This window comes from Nocardiopsis dassonvillei, from assembly GCF_964273065.1.
Taxonomy (GTDB): domain Bacteria; phylum Actinomycetota; class Actinomycetes; order Streptosporangiales; family Streptosporangiaceae; genus Nocardiopsis; species Nocardiopsis dassonvillei_B.
In genome coordinates this window covers 1,096,349-1,119,302 of the sequence record NZ_OZ186815.1, presented here as the reverse complement: position 1 = coordinate 1,119,302, position 22,954 = coordinate 1,096,349, and the positions used below count along the sequence as shown (strand labels likewise).

At 74.5% G+C, this 22,954-nt stretch carries 13 protein-coding genes; 2 read left to right on the top strand and 11 right to left on the bottom strand.

All coding sequences use genetic code 11. From position 1 onward, the window contains the following. Nucleotides 1–122: 122 nt before the first annotated feature. A complete protein-coding gene (locus ACSUPR_RS05125) occupies nt 123–1,616 on the top strand; it encodes a serine hydrolase domain-containing protein (protein WP_436889768.1) in 1,494 nt (497 codons plus the stop codon). Nucleotides 1,617–1,720: 104 nt separating this feature from the next. Here the strand turns inward: ACSUPR_RS05125 and ACSUPR_RS05120 are convergent, their stop codons facing one another. The 10 genes from ACSUPR_RS05120 to eccD all read right to left on the bottom strand — a co-directional run bounded on the left by ACSUPR_RS05120 (nt 1,721) and on the right by eccD (nt 17,137). After that, complete coding sequence (locus tag ACSUPR_RS05120; RefSeq protein ID WP_436889767.1) at nt 1,721–5,023, bottom strand: right-handed parallel beta-helix repeat-containing protein; 3,303 nt, start codon at nt 5,021–5,023, stop codon at nt 1,721–1,723. A gap of 83 nt (nt 5,024–5,106) precedes the next feature. Continuing rightward, nucleotides 5,107–6,807 carry a hypothetical protein gene (locus ACSUPR_RS05115; protein ID WP_436889766.1) on the bottom strand — a complete coding sequence of 567 codons (1,701 nt, stop codon included), beginning with the start codon at nt 6,805–6,807 and terminating at the stop codon, nt 5,107–5,109. Continuing rightward, complete coding sequence (locus ACSUPR_RS05110; protein WP_436889765.1) at nt 6,804–7,151, bottom strand: hypothetical protein; 348 nt, start codon at nt 7,149–7,151, stop codon at nt 6,804–6,806. The genes ACSUPR_RS05115 and ACSUPR_RS05110 overlap by 4 nt, the downstream gene beginning before the upstream one ends. 40 nt (nt 7,152–7,191) lie before the next feature. Then, nucleotides 7,192–7,473, bottom strand: a complete 282-nt coding sequence (locus ACSUPR_RS05105) for a hypothetical protein (protein ID WP_436889764.1) — start codon at nt 7,471–7,473, stop codon at nt 7,192–7,194. Further along, nucleotides 7,418–10,927 carry a hypothetical protein gene (locus tag ACSUPR_RS05100; protein WP_436889763.1) on the bottom strand — a complete coding sequence of 1,170 codons (3,510 nt, stop codon included), beginning with the start codon at nt 10,925–10,927 and terminating at the stop codon, nt 7,418–7,420. The genes ACSUPR_RS05105 and ACSUPR_RS05100 overlap by 56 nt, the downstream gene beginning before the upstream one ends. Before the next feature lie 46 nt (nt 10,928–10,973). Beyond that, entirely contained in the window at nt 10,974–13,433 is a 2,460-nt protein-coding gene (locus ACSUPR_RS05095) for a hypothetical protein (protein ID WP_436889762.1), read from the bottom strand. Between the two features lie 142 nt (nt 13,434–13,575). Beyond that, nucleotides 13,576–13,872, bottom strand: a complete 297-nt coding sequence (locus tag ACSUPR_RS05090) for a WXG100 family type VII secretion target (RefSeq protein ID WP_436889761.1) — start codon at nt 13,870–13,872, stop codon at nt 13,576–13,578. Nucleotides 13,873–13,941: 69 nt separating this feature from the next. Beyond that, the gene (locus ACSUPR_RS05085; RefSeq protein ID WP_436889760.1) at nt 13,942–14,262 is read right to left on the bottom strand and encodes a WXG100 family type VII secretion target; all 321 of its coding nucleotides are present in this window, start codon (nt 14,260–14,262) and stop codon (nt 13,942–13,944) included. Between the two features lie 24 nt (nt 14,263–14,286). Next, complete coding sequence (eccB, locus tag ACSUPR_RS05080; protein WP_436889759.1) at nt 14,287–15,735, bottom strand: type VII secretion protein EccB; 1,449 nt, start codon at nt 15,733–15,735, stop codon at nt 14,287–14,289. 1 nt (nt 15,736) lies between these two features. Continuing rightward, nucleotides 15,737–17,137, bottom strand: a complete 1,401-nt coding sequence (gene eccD, locus ACSUPR_RS05075; protein ID WP_436889758.1) for a type VII secretion integral membrane protein EccD — start codon at nt 17,135–17,137, stop codon at nt 15,737–15,739. Nucleotides 17,138–17,350: 213 nt separating this feature from the next. Between eccD and eccCa the strand changes: the two genes are divergently transcribed. Beyond that, nucleotides 17,351–21,322, top strand: a complete 3,972-nt coding sequence (gene eccCa / locus ACSUPR_RS05070; RefSeq protein ID WP_436889757.1) for a type VII secretion protein EccCa — start codon at nt 17,351–17,353, stop codon at nt 21,320–21,322. A 313-nt stretch (nt 21,323–21,635) separates the two neighbouring features. On the opposite strand, the gene ACSUPR_RS05065 is transcribed toward eccCa, so the two are convergent. Then, on the bottom strand, nt 21,636–22,913 hold the full coding sequence (locus tag ACSUPR_RS05065; protein ID WP_436889756.1) for a S8 family serine peptidase: 1,278 nt from the start codon (nt 22,911–22,913) through the stop codon (nt 21,636–21,638). Nucleotides 22,914–22,954: the final 41 nt, after the last annotated feature.

Below are 22,954 nucleotides of genomic sequence, written 5' to 3'. Positions count from 1 at the left end.
CCCGGCCGCCTCACCCGGAAGTGCCGGTCCGCGCCGCCTTTCGCACCCGTCCGGGTGAGGCCCGCGCCCGGTCCCGGAACCTACCGTTCCCCTGGCCCGGACCGACACGACAGGAGACCTCCATGGCACCGCACCCCGCAGCCCGCCCCGCACGGGCCCCCGCCCTCCTCGCCGCACTCCTGGCGGCTTCGGCCGTCCTCGGCCCGGCGGCACCCGCGGCCGCGGCCCGGGCGGAGCCCGCCCCCGCCGAGCTGGACGCCTTCGTCGCCGACCACCTGGAACGCACCGGCCTGCCCGACGCGGCCTTCGCGGTGGTCCACGGCGACCGGATCGTGCACACCGGCGCCCACGGGCACGACGGCGACGGCCGCCCGCTGCGCACCGACAGCCCGATGCCGGTCGCCTCGCTGAGCAAGTCCATGACGGCGCTGGCCGTCCTGAGCCTGGTCGAGGAGGGGGCCCTGGACCTCGACGACCCGGTGCGCGACCACCTGCCCGGGTTCGCCACCGCCGACCCCCGCGGCGCGCACATCACCGTCCGCCAGGTCCTCGACCAGAGCTCGGGGCTGCACGACCGGGGCCTGCCCGACGGAGGACCCGAACCCGCCACCCTCGCCGAGGCCGTGGACCGCCTGTCCGGCGCCCGGCTCGCCGCCGCCCCGGGACGGGAGTGGAACTACCACAACCCCAACTACCACGTCGCCGCCCGCCTGGTGGAGACCGTCGCCGGCGAGCCCTTCACCGGGTACCTGGAGCGGGAGGTCCTGCGCCCGGCCGGGATGGCCGACACCCGGTCGGCCTCCGACGGGGCCCGGACGGCGCCCGGCCACTTCCGCGCCTACGGCCTGAACCTGCCCGTGGCCGAGCCCGCACGCTTCGCCACCGGGTCGGGCGACATGGTCTCCACCGCCGACGACCTGGCCCGCTGGCTGCTGCTCCACCTCAACGGCGGCGCCGTCCCGGGCGGTCCCCGCGTCGTCGGGCCGGAGACGGTGGCGGAGGCGCACACGCCCTCGGCGCCCAACGGGCGCACCGGGCTCGGATGGATGCGCCGGGGGCCCGCCGACGGCGCGTCGCACGTCCAGGTCTGGCACGGCGGCACGAACTCCACGCACACCGCCTACCAGGTCCTCGTCCCGGAGACCGGGTACGGCGTGGCCGTCCTGACCAACGTCGGCATCGCACTCACCGAGGAGGACACCTGGGGCCTGGCCGAGGGGCTCGTCGACCTCACCGAGGGGCGCGCGCCCGCCCCGCGGGACTCCTCCCTGTGGAAGGTGGACGCGGCACTGGGCGCGGTGACCCTCGCGGCGGCCGGACTCGGGGTGCGCGGCGTGCTGCGCGCCCCGGCCTGGGCGGCCACCCGCACGGACCGCCCCCGGTGGCGGACGGCGGTCCGCCTGGCCCCCTACGCCCTGCCGCCGCTGGCCCTGGCCGCCTTCGACCCGGCGGCGACGTTCGCCATGGGCGGCCGGGAGGGCACCCTGCTCCAGCGGTTCCACGGAGCCCCGGCCGAGGTCGTCCTGCTCGTCACGGCGGCCCTCGCCTGCACCGCCGTGGCCGCCGCCCGCCTGTGGCGGCTCCGCCGGCGGCGGGTGGAGGCGGGCACGCCGTAGCGGACCGCGCCTCCGCCCGCCGGGCGGGTCCGGGGCCCTCGCGCGGGGCGCGGAACACGCGACCGCCCCGGCGCGGGCGGTGCGCCGGGGCGGTGCCGTGCGGGTCAGGGCACGTCTGCGGGCAGCAGCGCGGTGAAGTCCTCCCGGGTCGCCGAGGCGCCCAGTCCCACCAGCCGCCCCGCCTGCCGGGTGATCATCCGCTCCAGTACCTGGCGGGCGTACCGGGCGTTGCCGAACGAGCCGTCCCGCTCCACCGTGGAGAAGTGCGCCGCCAGCGCCGCCAGGGTCTCGGCCCCGCACTCGTACCCCGAGGACGCCGCCATGCGGACCACGATGGTGACCAGCTCCTCGTCGCTGTAGGAGGGGAACTCGACCCGGTGGTTGAACCGCGAGGCCAGACCGGGGTTGGAGTCCATGAAGCGGTCCATCTCCACCGGGTAGCCGGCGACGATCACCGCCACCTCGTCCCGGTGGTCCTCCATCAGCTTCAGCAGGGTGTCCACCGCCTCCTGGCCGAAGTCGTTCCCCTCGCCCTTGGGCGTGAGGGTGTAGGCCTCGTCGACGAACAGCACGCCGCCCCGGGCCCGCTCGAACACCTCCGCGGTGAGCTGGGCGGTGTGGCCCACGTAGCGACCGACCAGGTCCGACCGGGCGGCCTCCACGACGTGGTCGCCCGGCAGCACCCCCAGCGTGTGCAGCAGCTTCCCGTACAGGCGCGCCACCGTGGTCTTACCGGTACCGGGGGGACCGGTGAAGACCAGGTGGTGGCTCATCGAGGAGACGGGCAGCCCCATGGCCTTGCGCTGCTCCGCCATGAGCAGCAGGTTGGCGAGGTCGTTCACGGTGTCCTTGACCTGCGCCAGACCCACCAGGGCGTCCAGCTCCCCGCGCAGCTCGGTGATCTGCCGGTCGCGGTCGGCCGGGGTGCCCTCCTCCACGGCCCCCGCCCCCAGGTCCTCCGGCAGCAGCAGGGTCAGCGAGTCGTGGTCCTCGGGGGAGGAACCGCCCAGGCGGTTCGCCTGGCGGTCGATCATCTCCTCGAACACCTTGCGCGCCTCGCGGGCGTTGCCGAACGCGGGCCCCTTGGGCATCCGCTCGAACAGCCCCGCCAGGGCGGTCTCCGTCTCCGGGGCCATCCGGTAGCTGTGCCCCTCGCAGAGCCTGCGCACGATCTCCACCAGCTCGTCCACCTCGTAGTTGACGAACTCGATGGTCTTGCTGAACCGCGACGCCAGCCCGGGGTTGGCCGCCAGGAAGCGCTCCATGTCCTCGGTGTAGCCGGCGACGATCACCGCCACCTCGTCCCGGTGGTCCTCCATCAGCTTGACCAGGGTGTCGATGGCCTCCCGGCCGAAGTCGGGCCCCTTGCCGGACTCGCCGCCGCTGGAGAGGGTGTACGCCTCGTCGATGAACAGGACGCCCCCCTTGGCCTGCTCGAACACCTCGGTGGTCTTGATGGCGGTCCCGCCCACGTACTGCGACACCAGGTCGGCGCGGGCCACCTCCACCACGTGGCCGTAGCGCAGCACCCCGAGCTCGGAGAGGATGCGGCCGTACAGCCGCGCGACCGTCGTCTTGCCGGTGCCGGGCGCGCCGCCGAAGACCAGGTGGCGGCTCATCGGCGGTGTGGGCAGCCCCATCTCCGCGCGCCGCTGCGCCATCTGGTTGCGGGTGATCAGCGTCCGCACCTCCTGCTTGACGTTGCCCAGGCCGATCAGGGAGTCCAGCTCCAGCATCGGCCCGGCGGCGCCGTCGTCCCCGTCCCCGCCCTCCTCCTCCGGCAGCGGTGCCAGCGGCACGGGCGTGCCCGCCTGCTCGCCGAACGCGTCGGGCGAGCCGTTGCCCTGGCTGTACAGGTCCTCGGTGCGGGCCTGTTCGCTGGCCACGGTCTGCCGCAGGCCCGAGCGCCCGTTGTCGCGAACCGTGCAGTCCTCGACCACCACCTCCTCGGTGGAGTGGACCAGGACGCCGTCGGCGCGGTTGCCGAACACCTCGCACCGGCGCAGGGTCGCCCGCGCCCCGGCGGCCAGCAGCACGCCGTTGCGCCTGCCCTCCCGTACCCGGGTGCGCAGCACCGTGGCCCGGCTTCCGCTGCGCACCGACAGCCCGTCGCCCGCGCAGGAGGAGATCTCGCAGTCGCGCAGGTCCGCCTCGCCGTCCGGACCCACCGCGACGCCCGCGTCGCGGCCGTCCACGATGCGCGCCCCCTCCAGTTCCAGGCGGCCGCCCTCGCGCACCGCGACGGAGGCGTTGCGGGTCCGCTCGAAGGTCATCCCCTCCAGGCGGCCGCGGGCCGACCCCTCCAGCAGGGCCCCGTGCCCCCCGGTGTCGGCCACCGCCATGCCCCGCAGGAACGGCGCCCCGCCGGTGATGACGATGCCGTGGCTCCCGGTGCCGCCGATCTCGCCGCGGTCGAACTCCACGACGCTGTCCTCGGCCAGCAGCAGGCCGCGGCCGCCCCGCACCTGCAGGCCCAGGAACGCGGTGGACGCCCGACCGCCGGAGCGCACCGCGTCCCCCTCGGAGTCCTCCACCGCGCAGTCGGTGAACACGCCGCGGGCCCGCTCGGTGACGTGGAACCCGGCGCCCTTGACGCGCACCGCGCGGGTCCGGGACACCTGGGGGTCGCAGCTGCCGCGGACCACGACCCCGTCCCCGCCGACCTCCTCGACGGTGCAGTCCTCGACCACCGGCCGTGCCTGGCTGGACAGGGCGATGCCGTCCTTCTCGGTGCGGTGCACGTGCAGGCCGCGCAGGGTCGTCGCGGCCCCGTCCTCCAGGGCGACGCCGGGCTTGCCGGTCGCCGTGATCTCGCAGCCCTCCAGGGTCCCGGCGGCCTCGCCGCTGGCGAAGAGCCCGTTGCCCCGGGCGTCGCGGAACACGCAGGAGCGGACCACGGGCCGCCCCCGCTCGCCGATGACCAGGGCGCTGGTGCCGACGTCCTCCACCACGCACTCCTCGATGAGGCTGAGCCCGGGGGAGACGATGACCACCCCCGCCCCCTCGCTGCAGCTCACCCGGCTGTCGCGCATGGCGACGGCCCCCGTCCCGCGCACCGACACCGCGGCCCACGCCGCGCCGACCACCTCGCAGTCGGCCATCTCGACCTGGCCCGCGGGGATGTCCACCGTGGGGCGCTCCTCGTCGCGGCCCCGCAGGACCAGGCCCGAGAGCTTGACCGCCTCCGCGCCGGAGAGCACGGTGCTCCCCGACGAGCCGATCACCTCCACGCTCCCGCGGCCGTCGCGCGCGACCAGGGTGACGACCTCCCGTAGGACGAGGCTCTCCTCGTACCTGCCGGGCGCGATGGTGATCAGCGCGCCGCCGGAGGCCTCCTCCAGCGCCGCGGTGATCGTCTCGTGCGCTCCTTGGGCGCCCGGGTCGACGGTGAGGAGCTGCCTGCTCATCGTTGCCTTCCTTGTTCGTCCGGCCGCACCGCGGCCGGGGTGGGGGAGAGGCGGGGCGGCCGACCGGGCCGCCCCGCCGGGGGTCAGGAGCAGGAGGCGCGCACGGCCGACGCTGCGAGGTGGGCGCTCGCGCCCTCCTCGGCCGCGAGGGGGTCGGCGCCCGCGTTGGTCAGCTCGACGGTGAACTCCTCGGCCGGGGTGACGAACCCGGTGACCTGGACCCAGCCGCCGCGGACCTGCGACTGGTCGAACCCGAACACGGCCACGGGCGCCTGCTCGGTGCCGGTGCCCGGCCGGATCAGGTACCGGGCCTCGCCCGGCGCCACCCACCGGGGGCTCTCGTCGTCGGGGACGTGGACGTACAGCTCGCAGGAGACGCCCTCGCGTCCGGGTGCGAAGGACCACACGGCGTACCGCCCGTCCCCCTCTTCGGGGTCGCCGGACACCGGGAGGGCGTCGTACTCGCCCGCGCACCCCTCGCCGCCGTAGCCGCCGGGCCTGGTGGCCCAGCCGTCCGCCCCCTCCGCGTCGTCCCAGCGGCCCCCGCTGCCGTAGGAGGCGCCGGGGACGGCCGGGCAGCCGGGCCCGGTCACGGCGAGGTAGGACCCGTCGGCGGGGCCGAAGCGCTCGGCGACGCCGCCCAGGATGGAGGAGTCCCCGCCGCCGTCGGCGACGGGCGGGTCCTGGGGGACCGACGGGTCCTGCGGTCCGGCGTCGGAGCTGGCCGGGGTGCCGTCCTGTCGGGCGCCCGCGGCCGCGCCCTCCGGGGCGGCCTGGTCGGTGCCCGCACCGGTGTCGGACAGCGCCTCCGCCGCGGTCTCGTCGCCGCGGCCCTCCCCGGAACCCGCGGCCGCCTCGCCCGACGCGCCGTCGTTCCGGGCCGGAGCCCCCTCGGGGGCCCCGCTGCCATCCGCCGTTGCGCCGCCGTCCTGCCCGGCGGGGGTGTCGGTTCCCGCTCCGGCGTCCGTCTCCGTTCCGGTGGCCGTGCCCGTGTCCGCGTCCGGTGCCGCCGCCCCGGTGTCCGGGTCCGGCACGACGCCCTCGGCCCCGGGGGTGCCGCCGGCCGCGGACACGTCGCCGGTGGCCGTCTCCCCGCCCTGTCCGGCGGGGGGTTCGGTGCCGGGCCCGGTCTCCCGGGCGGGGGAGGACGTCTGCACGGGGGAGCCGCCCATCGCCTCACCGGGGTCGGGCATGGTGGGCGCCGACAGGTCCGGCCGGACCTCGGGGACGTAGCCGGTGTCCGGGACGGTGTCGGTGACCGGTGACCCGCCGCCCTCACCGCCCGCCGGGACCGTCGAGCCGGTCCCGGCCTCGCCGCCGCCCTGGCCGCCGGGCTGCACGCTGTTCTGCCCCTGGCCGGAGAGGGTGCCGGGCACCTGCTCCCCGCCCGCCATCACGTCCAGGGACACGGGTCCCCCGCCGGTGCCCGTCACCACGGCGAAGGGCGCCGCGACGAGGATCAGCCCGGCGATGGCGGCCCCGGCCAGCACCGGTGCCCCGGGCCGGTCCAGGGCGGGCTCCGCCTCGGCTTCCTCCCGCTCGGCGCCGACCACCGACCCGACCCGGCGGGCCGGGGTCCCGGGTTCCGGCGCCTCCTGCGGCAGCGGCTCCTCCTCCGGTGCGGCCGCGGGGACCGCCCCGGCCCCCGCGGCGGGGTCACCGGTGTTGAGGGCCGTGCCGAAGTCCTCGGCGGCGGGGGGCGCCGCGGAGGCCGGGGCGGTCCGGGCGGCGGTGCCCGGCGCCTCCTCGGGGACGGCGTCCCCGGTCGGGGACTGGGCGTTCATCTGCGTCCTCCCGGTGTGGTCCCGCCGAAGTTCCCGATGATGTCGACGTTGGCGTCCTCGGCCCCCTGGAAGCCCGAGGCCGTCCGCACCGTTCCGTCGGCGGCCTGGCGCTGGGCCACGGCGATGTGGTCCAGCAGGGTGTAGAGGACCTCCTCGGCCTCGCCGATGGCCTTCTGCATCTGCTCGGCGTACTCGCCCTTCTCCCCCCAGGGGACCCCGAGGGGTTCGCGCGCGGCGCGGGTGCGCGCCACGAGCTCGTCGGTGTAGTCGGCCGCGTCGTGGATCCGCGACCCGTCCCTGGTCATGCCTTCGGGAAAGGCCGACAGGCCCTGTCCTGGTGTCATCCCGTTCCTCCTGCGATCCGTGGTCGTCGGCGCGGGGCCCCTACCGGAGGTCGTCCAGGGAGACGCCCATGCGCCGCAGGGTCTCCTCGGGGTCGAGGTCGCCGCGCATCGCCGCCTGGGGGTCGACGCCCTCGGGGGTGAAGGCCTCGTAGACCCGGGCGACGCGGGCGGCCATCTGCCGCTGGGCGCGGCCGACCACCTCGACGATCGCCGCGGACAGTTCGGCCGGCGCCATGCTCCGGTAGCCGTCGGTGTGGAACTTGAGCTCAGTCAGCCGACCCGTCCCGTCCACCGTCGCCGCCACCAGCCTGTTCTTGGCCACGGCCTCTTCGGTTGCCGACTCCAGGCTTGCGCTTGCGTCCGAGAGTTCCCTCATCGTCGTGTGAAGCCGTTCCAGTTCGGCCTCCATCTGCTCCCGCATCGACGAACTCATGGCGCGTGGCCCCCTTCTTCTGCTGGCCGGGCACGGGCCGTCCGAGCACGGCCCGCTGCCGGTTCTTGTCGGTTCCCCAGACCTTCTCGTCCTCGGAGAGCCAGGTGGTCCGGTTGCGGTCGCGGTTCTCGCCGCCTCCGCCGCCGCCCATACCGCCCATGGGCGGCATCATCGGAGGCATCATGGGCGCGCCCGCGCCGGCGGCACCGGGGCCTGCGGCGCCCGCACCGCCCGCGCCCGCCGCCCCGCCCGCGCCGCCGTCGACCTGCACCTGCCCCCCGCCCGCGCCGGTGGGCGCGGCGAACATGGAGGTGCGGTCGGCGGTGCCGGGGGCTCCGCCGGAGCCCGACGTCCCGTCGCCCCCGCCGTAGCCGCCGTAGTTGAGCCCGTCCGGGCCGCCGCTCTCGAAGCGCGGCGGCGGGTAGTTCACGCTCTCGGGCGGTGCGTCGAACCCGCCCTTGATCGCCTCACCCGTGTCCGGGTCGACGGGGTAGGGCAGCCCGGTGATCGGGTCGACCTCCGCGGGCTCCCCGGTGACCGGGTTGATCGGGACGTCGTCCCCGCTGGAGGGGAAGTCGGTGTCCAGACCCGGGTCGATCGGGGGCGGGGTGAAGGAGTCGGGCGGCAGCGGCTGCCCGGTGACGGGGTCGATCGGTGCCGGGAGCCCGGTCACCGGGTCGTAGTCGATGGGCAGGCCGGTGTCCGGGTTGTAGGGGAGTCCGGTTCCGGGGTCGACGGGGAAGGGCCGTCCGGTGTCGGGGTCGACGGGCAGGCCCGTCGCCGGGTCCATGTCCAGCCGTGTCCCCCCGCCGGTGACGGGCTCCCCGGTGACGGGGTCGATCGGTAGCGGGAGCCCGGTGTCGGGGTCGTAGGTGATGGGCAGCCCGGCGTCGGGGTCCACCGGTCGCCCGGTCACGGGGTCGATGGGAGCGACCTCGCCCGTGTCGGGGTCGAAGTTGATGGGCAGGCCGGTGTCGGGGTTGAACGGCAGGCCCGTCGCCGGGTCGACGGGGAAGGGCTGTCCGGTTTCGGGGTTGATGGGCAGCCCGGTGTCCGGGTCGAGTTCGAGGCGGCTGCCGCCACTGGTGATCGGTTCGCCGGTGACGGGGTCGATGGGTGTCACTTCGCCCGTGTCGGGGTCGAAGTTGATGGGCAGGCCCGTGTCCGGGTCGAAGGGGAGTCCGGTTTCGGGGTCGACGGGGAAGGGTCGCCCGGTTTCGGGGTTGATGGGCAGCCCGGTGTCCGGGTCGAGTTCGAGGCGGCTGCCGCCGCCGGTGATGGGTTCGCCGGTGACGGGGTCGATGGGTGTCACTTCGCCCGTGTCGGGGTCGAAGTTGATGGGCAGGCCCGTGTCGGGGTTGAACGGCAGGCCCGTCGCCGGGTCGACGGGGAAGGGCCGCCCGGTTTCGGGGTTGATGGGCAGCCCGGTGTCCGGGTCGAGTTCGAGGCGGCTGCCGCCACTGGTGATCGGTTCGCCGGTGACCGGGTCGATCGGCGTGACCCGGCCCGTCTCCGGGTCGAAGTTGATGGGCAGGCCGGTGTCCGGGTCGAAGGGCAGCCCGGTCCCGGGGTCGACGGGGAAGGGCCGCCCGGTGTCCGGGTTGATGGGCAGGCCCGTCGCCGGGTCGATCGGCAGACCGGTGGGCGGCGGGAGATTCGTGCCGGCGCCGCTGTTGGGGCGGCGGTCGCCGTTTCCGCCCGAACCGGGGCCGTTCAGTCCCAGAGGGGGCGGGGGGATCACGCCGCCCGGACCGAATCCGCCCGACCCGGGGAAGTCGGTGCCCGTTCCGGGGAAGTCGGTGCCCAGGCCGGGGGGAGGCGTCGGGATCCCGCCGCCCGTTCCGAGGCCCTCTCCCGTCCCCGGGCCGTTGAACCCGAGCGGAGGCGGCGGTGCCACACCGCCGGGAGGGGGCACCTCGCCGCCGAACGGGCCGCCGCCCGTTCCGGGGAAGTCGGTGCCCGGGTCCGGAGGACCCTCGACGCGCTGGAACAGGTGCTCGTTCCCCGGGCCGCCGGTGCCGTCCGCGCCCGGGCCGCCGATACCGTCGGGGCCGCCCTCGTAGTTCAGCTCCGGGCCGCCGCCACCGCCGTAGTTCCCGCCGCCGTCCGGGCCGCCCTGGTAGGCTCCCGGGCCGTCGCCGGGGCCCTCGTAGTTGAGGTCCTCCGGACCCCCGTAGCCGGGCGGGGGGTCGTTCAGCCAGTCGGGGATCTCGGGTCCGTCGCCGCCGGGCGGCCCGTCGCCCCAGTCGATCTTGATCTCCTGGGGACCGCCGGGCCCGTCACCGCCCCCGAACAGATCGTCGTACGGGTTGTTCGTGTCGTTGATGTCGGGGATCATGCTCAGCGGCAGACCGCCCTTGGGGTCCTCGATGACGTTGAGGTCGGTGTGCGCCCGGGTGTACAGCTCGTCCATCTTGTTGTACAGCGCGGTCGCGGCCGTGAAGACGCTTTCGAACTGCTTGCGCCACCGGTTCTTCAGCTCGTTGTTGACGTTGCTGTCCGTGATGTCGTCGCCGACGATCCCGTAGACCGGCGGGTCCGCGTGGATGGGGATCTGGAACTGGCCGCGGGCGCTGTTCCACTGCTCGCGGCCGGTGGTCACCCCGAAATACCAGTCGTCCAGGATCCGGCGCATGCCGCTGCTCGGGGAGTTCAGGGTGTTCGTCACCGCCGACTGCAGCTCGACCGCCTTGACCCGGATCGGCTCCAGGATGTCCTTGAGCGCTTCGTGGTTGTTGTCGACCTGGCGCCTGAGGTCCCGCAGGCGCAGCGCGAAGTCGTAGAGCCGGGCCGCGTAGGCCGACGCCGCCGAGCCCGTCATCGGGCCCTCGGGCACGTCGAGCTCGTTGTACGCGGTGCGCATCTTCTCGCTCTGCGTGTCGAGGACCTCGCTCAGCAGGGCCAGGTTGCTCACCAGGGTCTTCACCGGCTCGCCGTGGAAGCTGGTCGAACCGGTCCCCGTCATGGAGTTGGGGATGACGCCGGCCAGGTTGGAGAGGGCGTTGCGGAACTTCGACTCGACCGAGTCGGGACCGGTCCACAGCTCCTCGATCATCGTGTAGCCGGCGTAGTCCCAGCCGTTGGGCACCTGGTACGTGTAGTAGCCCGACGAGATGTACTGGTGGCCGGGCTTGCGCATGCGCCACCAGCGGTTCATCTCGTGGCCGCCGTAGTCGAACTCGAAGCCGATGAACGGCTTGGTGTCCTTGGCGAAGTGGTACCGGCCGTGGTCCACCCAGTTGACGCCGCTGCCGATGATCGTGTCGACACTGGGCATCGGGGGGTGGTTCCCCCCGTCCTCGGCGTCGGCGACGACGTTCATGATCTCGTGCAGTGCTGGCACTCTTCCTCCGACCTCCTCGGGGTCGCAACGGGTCGCGGTGGTGCTGTCAGGGGGTCGGGGTGGGGCCGCCGCCGGTCGCGCCGGGCGGGCTGCCGATCAGGTAGACCACCTGGCTCGCGTTGAGCACCTGGCCCTCCTCCAGCTGCTCGAACTCCGCGATGTTGACCTCCAGGCGGTCCTTGATGTCGTCGAGTTCCTTGCGGATGCCCTTGATGATCCCGAAGAGGTTGCTCATGGACTGGTCGACGCTGCCCGCGAGGAGGCCGGCGCTGGGCAGCCTGGCCGGGTTGCCGAGGAGGGTGGTCCCTCCGGACCGGTTCTCGGTGCCCCCACTGCCGTACCGGGAGTAGTTGTCGTCGTGCTCGTCCAGGGCGGTGTCGAGCTTGCCCACGTACTCCGACTGGAAGGAGCGCAGGCGGTCCACGTCGATCTTCGTGCCCTGGCCCTCCTTGGGACCGTCGCCGTTCCCTCCGGAGCCCTCGCCGTTCCCGCCGGAGCCGTCACCGTTCCCGCTGGAATCTTCGTCCTCGTCTTCGTCTTCGTCCTCTTCGTCCTCGTCCGTCTCCTCGCCCTCCTCGCCCTCTTCGTCCTCCTCGTCCTCGTCCGTCTCCTCGCCCTCCTCCTCGTCCTCCTCGTCCTCCTCGTCCGTGGAGACGGTGCTGGTCCTGACCTGGGACGGCCCGGGGGTCGGGTCCGGAGCCGGTCCGTAGAGGCCTTCGCCGGTGATGGGATCGAGAACGCTGTCGGGGTTCTGGCCGGAGTCTTCGTGGGGGGTTTCTCCGCCGGTGGTGGAGCCCTGGTCTGTGGAGCCGTGTTCTCCGTCCTCTTCGCCTTGTCCCGGGGGGTCCTCTCGGGGTGTGCGGTCCTCGACCAGGACCGGGCCGTCCTCGGTGGTGTCGGGGGTGTCGGGGGAGGGTCCGTAGAGGCCTTCGCTGTTGGTGGGGTCGGGGTTCTGGCCGGGGTTCTCGTGGGGGGTTTCTCCGCCGGTGGTGGAGCCCTGGTCTGTGGAGCCGTGTTCTCCGTCCTCTTCGCCTTGTCCCGGGGGGTCCTCTCGGGGTGTGCGGTCCTCGACCAGGACCGGGCCGTCCTCGGTGGTGTCGGGGGTGTCGGGGGAGGGTCCGTACATGCCGTCGGTGTCGATGTGGTCGGGGACCTCGTCGTCCTCGCCGCCGCCCGATCCAACGGGTGTGCCCGAGCCGCCCGGGACCGTTCCGGGACCGCTGTCGGGACCCCGGTCGGGGCGGCCGTTCACGCCCTCGTGCTCGTCCTCGCCGCCCGGGCGGTCCCGGTCGTCCTCGTCCCGTTCGCCGCCGGGGCGGTCCTCGTCGTCGGGGTGGTGCCGGCCGCCCCCGTGCTCGTGGTCGCCCTCGTGGGTGACGCCCTCCCCGTCACCACCGGGGCGGTCGCCGTCCCCTTCCTCCTCTTCGCCCTCCCCGTCACCGCCGGGACGGTCGCCCTCCCCGTCCGGCTCCTCCCCGCCGGAGTCCTCGTCCTCCTCCTGCTCCACCGGCTCGATGGTGATCAGGCCGGTCTCGGGATCGACCGAGACGGCGCCGTCCCCGGGGTCGACCGAGATCTCACCGGTCTCCCCGTCCATGACGATGCGCAGGTCGCCGATCTCCACGGTGACGTCCGCGAACTCGCCCTTGATCGGGTTGACTTCGAGGGTGCCCGTGGCCGGGTCGATCACCATGGTCAGGCCGCCGGCCTCGACGGTGACCGGGGGCGAGTCGGGGCCGAGCGGGACGTTCTCCTCCGACGGCTCGATCCGGACCTGGCCGTTCTCGGGGCCGACGGTGATCCGCAGGTCCTCGGCGAGGATGACGGTCTCGCCCGTCTCCGGGTCCACGGTGACCACGGGGCCGGTGACGACGCCGTCGTCACCGGCCGGGGCGCTCACGGGGACATCCTCGACCGGTGCGGACACCGGCTCGGCCTCGACCGTCGGGACGCCCGCCATGACGGGCTCCATGCGGGCGGACTCGAACGATGACAGGGGCACCCCGTCCGACGCCGGGGTCACCTCCGTACCCGCCGACTGCTCGGGTGCGCGGACCGACACCACGTGCACCGGCGCCTCGAAGAGTTCGGACGACGGTTCGGTGACCACGCCCTCGGCGGACCCCTCCCGGGAGGCGGGGACGCCCTGGTGCACCGGTTCGAGCACCTCGCCCCGCACGGCCCGGGCCGCGAGCAGCGGCGTCCCCTCCGCGGTGGCACCGAGGACGAGCTCCCCGTCGCGCCGCCCCACGGAGGAGGTCGACTCGGGGTCGATCAGCACCCGCTCGTCCGCCGTGTCCACCTCGACCGTGCCGGACCGGTTGGTCATCATGAGCAGGCCGGTCGCCAGGTTCAGGCTGAGGGGCGCCCCTCCCGACCCGGAGGTCGAGGTGGTCTCCTGGGTCGACACCGCGGTGAAGAGTTCCGCCTGCTCCTCGTCACCCTCGACGGGGGTCTCCGGCTCGCCGGAGAGGGCGGCGCGAAAGTCGTACAGCGATTCGGACACTTTCTCGGTCTCCTTGCCGCCCGTACGGGGGCGTCATCCGAACGTGGGAAGAGGGGCGGGCCGGACCCGTGGACGGACGGGTCCGACCCCGGAGGCGGGGCGGCCGCGCCGCCCCGCCCGACCGGCTCGGGCCGGAGCCGGTTCAGAGCAGCGCGGCCCAGTTCATGGCCTCGCGGCGGTCCGTGCCCGAGTAGTTGTTGCGGATGTCGTTCAGGGCGTTCTGCGCCTTGCCCAGCAGGGTGCGCATGTCGGCGACGTTGAGGCGCCAGGCCTTCACCTTCGCCTCGTAGTTCTGCTTGGTCTCACCTTCGAGGTCGGCGAGGAGCTTCTGCATCTTGGCGTCGAGCATCTCGATCTGCCGGGCGACCGCCTCGGTCTGCTGGCCCAGACGCATCGTCGCGTCGTCGACATGGCCGTAGCTGACGTCGAATCCGTTCATGGTTCCGCCTTGCCGTCGTAGGGGTGCGTGGAGGGGGCGCGGGGTCCCGGGCGGGCCCGCCGACCCGGGTCAGGACTGGTTCGGGTTCAGGTCGTCCATCCACCGGGAACCGGTGAGGATGGCCTGGTCCTCGACGGCGTTCATGGCCTGCACGGTGCCGCCGAAGGTGCCGATCATCTGGTTCATGTCGTTGGTGATGAGCCGCAGCTCCTCCAGCCAGCCCACCATCGCCTCGCTGTAGCGGTTGGAGGCCGCGCCCTGCCAGGACCCGCGCAGGCCGTCGCGGGTGTCGTCGACGTTCTTGTAGATGTTGTTGCACTGGTCGTAGGCCTCCTGCATCGCCTCCTGGGCGAGCCGGTTGGCCTCATCGGTACTCCGTGTTCTGGACATGTGCATCTCCTCTGTGATCGGGCGTCAGGGGCAGGAGCCGCCCCCGCCTCGGGGGGAGGACGCCAAGGGGAGCGAGGCGGCCTCCTGGCTCAGCAGCGGCCCGGTGGGCAGTACCCGGAGCAGCGACGTCGGCAGGGGTACCGCCTCGTCCTCCGTGTAGCCCAGGGCCTTCAGCGCGGCGGTGTCCGCGACCGGGTACTTGGCCGCGGCGTCCGTCACGACGTAGTAGGTGGGGGAGGCGTCGGTGCCCGCCACGGGCCGCGCGCGCACCGCGCCGCCCTGGCCGGCGGGGATGCCCACGAGGGCGGGGGTGGGGCACCCGGCCTCCACGAACGGGCGCTCCTGGACCGGCCACGCGCGGATCCCCTCGGGGGCGTCCATGGTCATGGTCATCGACCCGTCCGCCTCCCAGCGCAGGCAGGGGACGCCGGGGCCCACCTCCAGCGCGGTGGGCGGGACCGGGGGCAGGCCCCGGGCCGCGTCGGGCGTCTCCGGCTCCGGGGCGAGGGCGGCGTGCACCTCGGCCGAGGGCAGGGCGACGGGCTCGGGGGGCGCCCCGCCGTACGCGGGCCCGGAGACGGCGGTGTCGCCGAGCAGCAGCAGCGCCTGGGTGAGCGTCAGGGGCGCCAGCCCCTCCCGGGTGAGGAGGTAGTGCTGGTCCTCCTGGCCGGGCGCGGAGACGGCGAACACCTGGCCCACCGCCCGGTCGGCGCCCGCCAGCTCGAGGCCCTGCTCCCCGGCCCCGTCCACGGCCGGGGCGACCAGGTCCGGGCCCTCGGGGACGGTGTTGAGGAACGCGGAGTCCACCGGCAGCGCCGGGGTCGTCCCGTAGCCGAGGGCCTGCACGCCCCCGGCCTCCTCGTCCAGGCGCAGCCGCGTTCCCTGCCACAGCAGGTACGCGGTGCCGTCCGGGCCGGAGACCAGGACGCCGTCGCCGGAGCCGAGGACCCAGGGCGGCGGCGCCTCGCCCACGACCAGGGCGGTCCTGCCGCGCGGCGCGTCCTCCTCCCCGACGGGTTCCACGGCGCAGAGCCTCCACGTCCCCGCGGTGCCGGCCTCGGGCAGGGCGTCGGGGGCACCGGCGATCCCCACCGGCCCGCCCACCGTCTCGCCCTCCAGGGAGCGCGGGGCGACCAGGCCCGCGGTGGCCTGCTCGCCCAGCACCAGGCGCGCCGACGCGAGGTTGGCCACGGGGCGCAGCACCCCGTCCGAGTACAGGTAGGTGGCGCCGCCGTCGCGGTCGATGACGATCCGGCCCTCCTGGCGCCAGGAGGTGGCCCCGCCGGGGAACAGCAGGCCGAAGACGAGGAAGCCGACGCACAGCAGCGCGCCGAGCCCCAGGCCGACGTAGGTGCCGTTGCGGGTGCGGCGCATCGGCGCGTCCACCGCGTCGGGGTCGGCCTCGAGCATCGCCGTCCCCAGCCGGCCCACGGTGAAGTTGTGGGCCATCACCCGGTCGCGTCGTGACTGCACGTCAACCCCCGATCCCGCGGAGCAGGCCGAACACCCCGAACTGGGCCAGCACCAGCGGCACGAGGGCCACGGACAGGATCAGCTGGATGATCTCCGCGGCCCGCCCCCAGTGCGGCAGGGCCCGCCGCCCGGGCAGGCTCCAGGACACCACGGCCAGGATCGTCGTGGCGGCGAACAGGCCCAGCACCGCCAGCAGGCGGCCCAGCGGGTCCGCGCCCCAGGACAGCGCGACGGCCAGTACGCCCAGGGCGGTCCAGGCGGGTGCGACCATCAGCGCGCGCTGCCAGGCGCTGCCGAGCCCGCGGGACTGGAGCAGCATCACCAGGCACAGGATCACGACGAGGGTCTTGGGGATCCAGCCCTGGGTCAGGGCGAGGACGCCCGCGCACACCGTGAGCACGGCCCCGGTGGAGGCGTACAGGGCCGTCTGGAAGCGGTCGGCCAGGGCCGTCCGGTCCAGCACCCGCCGGGCGGGGAGGGGGTCGATCTCCTCCTGGAGCTGTTCGGGGCTGGCCGGCAGCGCCGGGAGCCGCAGCCCGGAGAGCCGGAAGGCCAGCTGGGGGGCGTAGGTGCCGGTGAACAGCGCCAGCAGCGCCACCAGGGCGGCGGCGTCCGGGACGGAGGTGCCCGGCAGGAACATGAGGAGGAGCCCGGCCAGCACGCCCAGCACCTCGACGACGAACAGCCCGGCGAAGAAGGGGATCGAGCCCGCCACCGCCGCGACCCCGAGCACGCTGGCGCCCGCCGCCGTCACCGAGGCGGTCAGGATCACCGCGCCGGTGAACAGCGTTCCGGGCTCCCCGGAGGGGATCAGCGCGCCCGCCAGCCCCATGGCCAGGGTGGCGCACCCGGCCAGGCCGGTGGCCGCGAACAGGTCGGCCATGGCGCGCGAGGCGGCCCAGGCCGACAGCAGCATGAGGACCGCCGAGACGGCCGCGCCCAGCACGGTGAACAGGTTGCGGCCGCCGCCGGTGAGCACGCCCAGTCCGACCAGCAGGACCGCGAGCCCCAGGACCTGGAGCAGGACGCGGGTGTGCGCGGGGGACCAGCGGTCGGGCCTCTCCGCCATGCCCTTGGCGACACCGTCGACGATGTCGTCGAAGTGGACCGGGGGGAGCTGCTCGCGCCGGGGGCGCAGGTAGAGGGTCTCCCCGTGGCACAGGCCCAGGGACGCGAGCGTCTCATCCTCGTCCAGGGGCTCGTCCCCCAGCTGTTGGAGGACCCAGCCGTCGTGTTCGAGGCCGCTCTCGTCCAGGTCCTCGCCGTCGTCCCCCTCGGCGTACAGCACGAGGGTGGGGATGATCTCGGACAAGGGGACCTCGACCGGGGCCGCGATCTCGAACGCGCGCTGGGGGGCGCGGATCATGAGGCGGCAGGGGTCGACGGCAGACGAATCGTTCATCCGGGGCCGTTCGACGGGGGGCTACGGAACGGCACAGACACTAACACTCAGATATCGGTTTCTGGGGTTGTGTTGGTTTATGTATCCGAATTTGTGACCTTGTTTGTCAACGGTAGCTTTTCTCGTGGTCTACCGCTCACCGGACCGTGGTCTCCTCGTTGCGGCACCGGAGAGCGAACCCGTCCGGCCCCCCACCAAGGAGGTCCCACCCCCGTGAGCACCATCCGCGTACGGCGTCCACCGAGGCGTCCCGGCCCCGACCTGCCCGCGGGGGAGATCTCCCTCCAGGAGCCGCCGGAGCTGACCGAGCAGCAGTCCAGCATGTCCTCGGTCTTCATGTACATGCCGATGGCGTTCACTTCACTCGCCATGCTCATGATGTTCATCCGCCCCGGCAGCATGGGCAACAGCGCGATGCCCTTCATCGCCGGCGGCATGATGCTCGCCGGCGCCGTCCTGATGCTCGGCGGTCAGTACCTGCGCGCACTCCTGGAACGGCGCCGCAAGCTCAACGACGACCGGCGGGACTACCTGCGCTACCTGCGGCAGATGCGGACCCGGCTGCGCCAGGTCGTCACCGAGCAGCGCGACGCCATGCTCTGGCGCGCCCCCCACCCCGACGCCCTGTGGTCCATCGTGCGCACCTCGCGCCTGTGGGAGCGCCGGGCCGACGACGAGGACTTCGGCGAGGTCCGCGTCGCGGTCGGCGAGCAGGCGCTCTCCATGAAGATCTCCCCGGTCTCGTCCAAGCCGGTGGAGGACCTCGAACCCCTCAGCGCGCACGCCCTGCGCCGATTCATCCGCGCCTACGGCACCGTCGAGGACCAGCCCGTGCAGGTCTACCTGCGCGGCTACGCCCGGGTGACCCTGCGCGGCGACCTCGCGGCCTCCCGGGCCCTCACCCGGGCCCTCCTCGGACAGCTCGCCGTCTTCCACTCCCACGACGAGCTGCGCATCGCCGTGTGCGCCTCGGCCGCCGCCATGCCGAACTGGTCCTGGGTGAAGTGGCTGCCGCACAACCAGCACCCCACGGTCCGCGACGGCGCCGGTCCGGCGCGCCTGCTCTGCACCGGCGCGATCGAGCTCGAACAGCTCCTCGGGGAGGAGATCGCCGACCGGCCCCGCTTCGACCCCGCCGCCGTGCCGAGCCGGGAGGAGCCCTTCGTCGTCGTGGTCGTCGACGGCGGCAGCATCCCGCCCGGGTCCCGGCTGCTCGGCGGCGGGTACCGCAACGCCGTGGTCGTGGACGTGGCCGACCCGATGCCTCCGGAGGACGACCCCTACACCCTCGCGCTGCGGGTGGAGCCGTCCCGGCTGGTCATGCTGGGCAGGGACAACACCGGCCGCGACACCGAGGAGGACCTGGGCCGCCCCGACGCCCTGGGCCGGCCCCGGGCCGACGCCCTGGCGCGCCTGCTCGCCCCCTACCGGGCCAGCGGCGCCGCCGCGGAGGTGACGGAGCCGCTGACCACGGACTTCGAGCTGACCTCCCTGCTGGGCATCCGTGACCTGCGCTCGCACGACCCGGAGCGGATGTGGGGGGAGCTGCACCCCAAGAACAGGCTGCGGGTGCCCATCGGCATGACCTCGGACGGGGCGCCCCTGGAACTGGACCTGAAGGAGTCGGCGCTGGGCGGCATGGGCCCGCACGGCATGCTGATCGGCGCGACCGGTTCGGGCAAGAGCGAACTGCTGCGCACCCTCGTGCTCGGGCTGGCGCTGACGCACACCCCGGACACCCTCAACTTCATCCTGGTGGACTTCAAGGGCGGCGCGACCTTCATCGGCCTGGACGGGCTGCGGCACACCTCGGCACTCATCACCAACCTCGCCGACGAGGCGATCCTGGTGGAGCGCATGCAGGACGCGCTGCACGGCGAGCTGGTGCGCCGCCAGGAGCACCTGCGGGCGGCGGGCAGCTACAGCTCGGTGTACGAGTACGAGCGGGCGCGCGAGTCGGACCCCTCGATGGAGCCGATGCCGACCCTGTTCGTGGTGGTGGACGAGTTCAGCGAGCTGCTGGCCGCGCACCGCGACTTCATGGACCTGTTCGTCATGATCGGCCGGCTGGGGCGGAGCCTGGGCGTCCACCTGCTGCTGGCCTCCCAGCGGCTGGACGAGGGGCGGATGCACCAGCTGGAGAGCCACCTCTCCTACCGGATCGCCCTGCGCACGTTCTCCGCGATCGAGAGCCGGGGCGTGCTGGGGGTGCCCGACGCGCACCGGCTGCCGTCGGCGCCGGGCAACGGGTTCCTCAAGACCGACACCGAGACGCTGACGCGCTTCAAGGCGGCCTACGTCTCGGGGCCCTACCGGGTGAGCCCGCGGGCCGTCCGCGTCAGCGGCGCGCCGGAGACCGCCACGGTCCTGTTCACGGACGCGCCCGTGCAGGCGGCCGAGGCCGTCGTCGAGCAGGTCGTGGAGGAGCAGCCGCAGGACGCGCAGACCTCCCTGCTGGAGATCGCCCTGGACCGCCTGTCCGGGCACGGGCCCGCCGCCCGCGAGGTGTGGCTGCCCCCGCTGGGCGTGCCGCCTCTCCTGGACGAGCTGCACCGCATGACCGGGAGCGAGATCCCCGAGGGCGGGGTGCTCTGGGACGACCACGGCTCGCTGCGGATCGCCGTCGGCGTCGTGGACCGGCCCTTCGAGCACCAGCGCAGGCCCCTGTTCGCCGACCTCACCGGCGCCGGCGGCCACATCGGCGTCGCGGGCGGGCCGCAGAGCGGCAAGAGCACGCTCCTGGCGTCGTTCATCCTGGGGCTGGCACTGCGCAACACACCCGCCCAGGTGCAGTTCTACGGCATCGACTGCGGCGGCGGCCTGCTCCAGGCGCTCAAGGGCCTCCCGCACGTGGGCAGCGTCGCGGCGCGCACCGACGAGCGGCGCGTCGTGCGGACGGTCATGGAGATGCACGAGATCCTCACCCACCGCGAGACGTTCTTCGCCGAGCACGGGATCGACTCCATGACCACGTACCGGGCCCGGCGGGCGGCGGGCGAGTTCGCCGACGAGCGCCACGGAGACGTGTTCCTGGTGGTGGACGGCTGGGCCACCATCCGGCAGGACAACATGGACCTGGTCGCCTCCATCGTCCAGCTCGTGCAGCGCGGCCTCAACTACGGCATCCACGTCATGGTGGCCTCGCCCCGCTGGGCCGACTTCAACACCAGCGTCCGCGACCTCATGGGCAGCCGCTTCGAGCTTCGCCTGGGCGACCCGGTCGACTCGCTCGTCCACATGCGGGCCGCCCAGGCGGTGCCGCGCATCCCGGGCCGCGGCATCACCGACGACAAGCACCACTTCCTCACCGGCCTGCCCCGGGCCGACGGGAACCCGGACCCGGTGACGGTGTCCGCGGGCATCGGCGAGCTGATCGCCCGGGTGAAGGACGCCTGGGACGGCCCGGTCGCCCCGCCCGTGCGCACTCTGCCCGCGATGCTCCGGGCCGCGGAGCTGCCCGCCTCCGACCTGGAGGGGACCAGCGGCGTCCTGCGCGTGCCGCTGGGCCTGGAGAGCCGGCGCATGCAGCCGTTCTGGCACGACTTCGGGGCCACTCCGCACCTGCTGGTGGTGGGCGACACCGAGTCGGGCAAGACCAACCTCGTCCGGCACATCACCAACGCCATCCGGAGCCACTACGGCCCCCAGCAGGCGCGGGTGGTCCTGGGAGACCAGCGCCGCCGGCTCTACGACGCCGTCCCCAAGGAGATGCAGCTGGGGTACGCGGTCACGGGGGACAGCGTCCGGGAGATGATGCAGGCGGCGGCCCAGGCGATGCAGGTCCGCATGCCCGGGCCCGAGATCACCCCCGACCGCATCCGGCTGCGCGACTGGTGGAGCGGGCCGGAGCTGTTCGTCATCGTGGACGACTTCGAGCTCGTCGCGGGCAGCGGGCCCAGCCCCATGTCCCCGCTGGCCCCCATGCTCGCGCAGGGTGCGGAGATCGGCATGCACGTCATCCTCGTGCACGCCGCGGGCGGGTTCGGGCGGGCGAGCGGGGACCCGTTCATCCGCTCGCTGATCGACCTCAACACCCCGAGCATCCTGCTGTCCTCGCCTCCCTCGGAGGGCATGCTGTTCGGCAGCATCCGCGCCCGCCGCATGCCGCCGGGGCGGGCCCTGTGGATCTCCCGCCGCGAACCGGTGGAGGTCCAGCTGGCCCTCGCGGAGGAGGAGGGCGCCTGACCCGGTCCCGCGGGGACACGGTCCGCCGCCCGGTCCCGGACCCCCGGGGCCGGGCGGCGCCGTCCCCGCGGGACCGGCGCCGTCTCCGGGCCTCCCCCGGCGCGGGGCGCGCCCCGATGGGGAGTAGGGGTGTGGGCGGTGCCGTCCCCGCGGGAGCACCCGGCGTCGTCCCTGGGCTTCCCGGCGCGGGGCACGCCCCGGCGGGGCGCGCCGGTGCGGACTGTGCCGTCCTCCTGGGCGCCGGCGGCGTCACCCCTGGGTACCCCCGGCGCGGGGCGCGCCCCGGGGGGTGCGGGTGCGGGCGGGGCCGGCCTCAGTCCTGCCGCGGCCCGGATTCGGACACAGGCCCGATGGGCACGGGCTCGCCCGGAACCGCCGGGCGCCAGCCGCGGGAGCGGCCGTTGCGGACCACGGCGGCCGCCAGCACGCACATCACGATCAGGAGCCCGGTGCCACCCACCACGGCCCAGGTCGGCAGGGCGTCCAGCGAGCCCAGCGGCGAGGGGTCGGGCACGAACCGCTCCCCGGCCACCGCCGCCGTCCCGCCCGCCGGCCCGGTGACCAGCGCCGCCACGGGGTCGACCCGGCCGCCTCCGCTCACCGGGTCCCGGTCGCCCGAGGGGGACCGGTAGGCGGTCGAGACGAGCCGCTGCCGCAGCTCCCCGGGGGCGAGGTCGGGCTCGCGTGCGGCGAGCAGGGCCGCCGCCCCCGCCGCGAAGGCCGCCGCCACTCCCGGACCCGAGCCGATCACGTGCCCGCCCCCGGGGCCGGGCCCCGCGGTGAGGTCGCCCGGGGCGAGGAGGTCGACCCGCACCAGTTCGCCGTCGGCGCGCAGCAGCGGGGAGGCGATCACGGGCGCGCCCTCGGGGTCGTGCGCCGCCACGCTCAGCGCGTCGGGGTGCTGGGCGGGGTATCCGGCCAGCGGGCCGCGCACCGTGTTCACCGTCGCCGGGGCCACCACCAGGGAGCCCGCCTCCGTGGCCGCCGCCACGGCCTCGTCCAGGTCGGTGCTGTTCTCCCAGGCCGCGGTGCTCACGAGGATGACGTCGGAGCCCGCCGCCGTCGCCTCGGCGATGCCGGACGCGATCCGGCCGGGCGGGGTCACCCCGGTGTTCGGGTCGCCTGCCTGCACGAACCTCAGCGAGACGTCGGGCGCCACCCCCAGGGCCCCGCTGTCCTCCACCGCCCGGCCCCCGGCGATCCCGGCCAGGAAGGTGCCGTACCCGAGGCAGTCCGCGGTGCCCCCGCCCTGGACGGCGTCGGCGAGCGCCGGGCCCGCGGCGTCGAGCTCGGGGGCCAGGACGGCGATCTCGGTGCCCGAACCCGTGCTCAGCCGGTGCGCCCGGTCCAGGCCCAGGAAGGAGCGGGTCCAGGGCTCCTGCTCCACGACATCGGTGCCCGGGACGGAGCAGGGCTGCTGCTCGCCCTTGAACTCGAAGACCTGGGGCAGGGGCGGAGGCGGCTCGTCGCCAGCGGTGTCGGCCGACGCGGCGGCCGGACCCGCCACGGGGCCCAGGACGAGGAGGAACGCGGCCGCGGCGCGGCCGGCCGCCCGGACGCGCGCGGTGCCGGGAGCCGGGGTGGGTCTCAACGGGCTCTCCTGTCGAAGGGGGGTGGGGCGGCGGCGTCCGG

Excerpts from the sequence above, each read along its gene's own strand:
- ACSUPR_RS05125 (WP_436889768.1), top strand. The coding sequence starts at position 123 with ATGGCACCGCACCCCGCAGCCCGCCCCGCACGGGCCCCCGCCCTCCTC.
- ACSUPR_RS05120 (WP_436889767.1), bottom strand. The coding sequence starts at position 5,023 with ATGAGCAGGCAGCTCCTCACCGTCGACCCGGGCGCCCAAGGAGCGCAC.
- ACSUPR_RS05115 (WP_436889766.1), bottom strand. The coding sequence starts at position 6,807 with ATGAACGCCCAGTCCCCGACCGGGGACGCCGTCCCCGAGGAGGCGCCG.
- ACSUPR_RS05110 (WP_436889765.1), bottom strand. The coding sequence starts at position 7,151 with ATGACACCAGGACAGGGCCTGTCGGCCTTTCCCGAAGGCATGACCAGG.
- ACSUPR_RS05090 (WP_436889761.1), bottom strand. The coding sequence starts at position 13,872 with ATGAACGGATTCGACGTCAGCTACGGCCATGTCGACGACGCGACGATG.
- ACSUPR_RS05085 (WP_436889760.1), bottom strand. The coding sequence starts at position 14,262 with ATGTCCAGAACACGGAGTACCGATGAGGCCAACCGGCTCGCCCAGGAG.
- eccD (WP_436889758.1), bottom strand. The coding sequence starts at position 17,137 with ATGAACGATTCGTCTGCCGTCGACCCCTGCCGCCTCATGATCCGCGCC.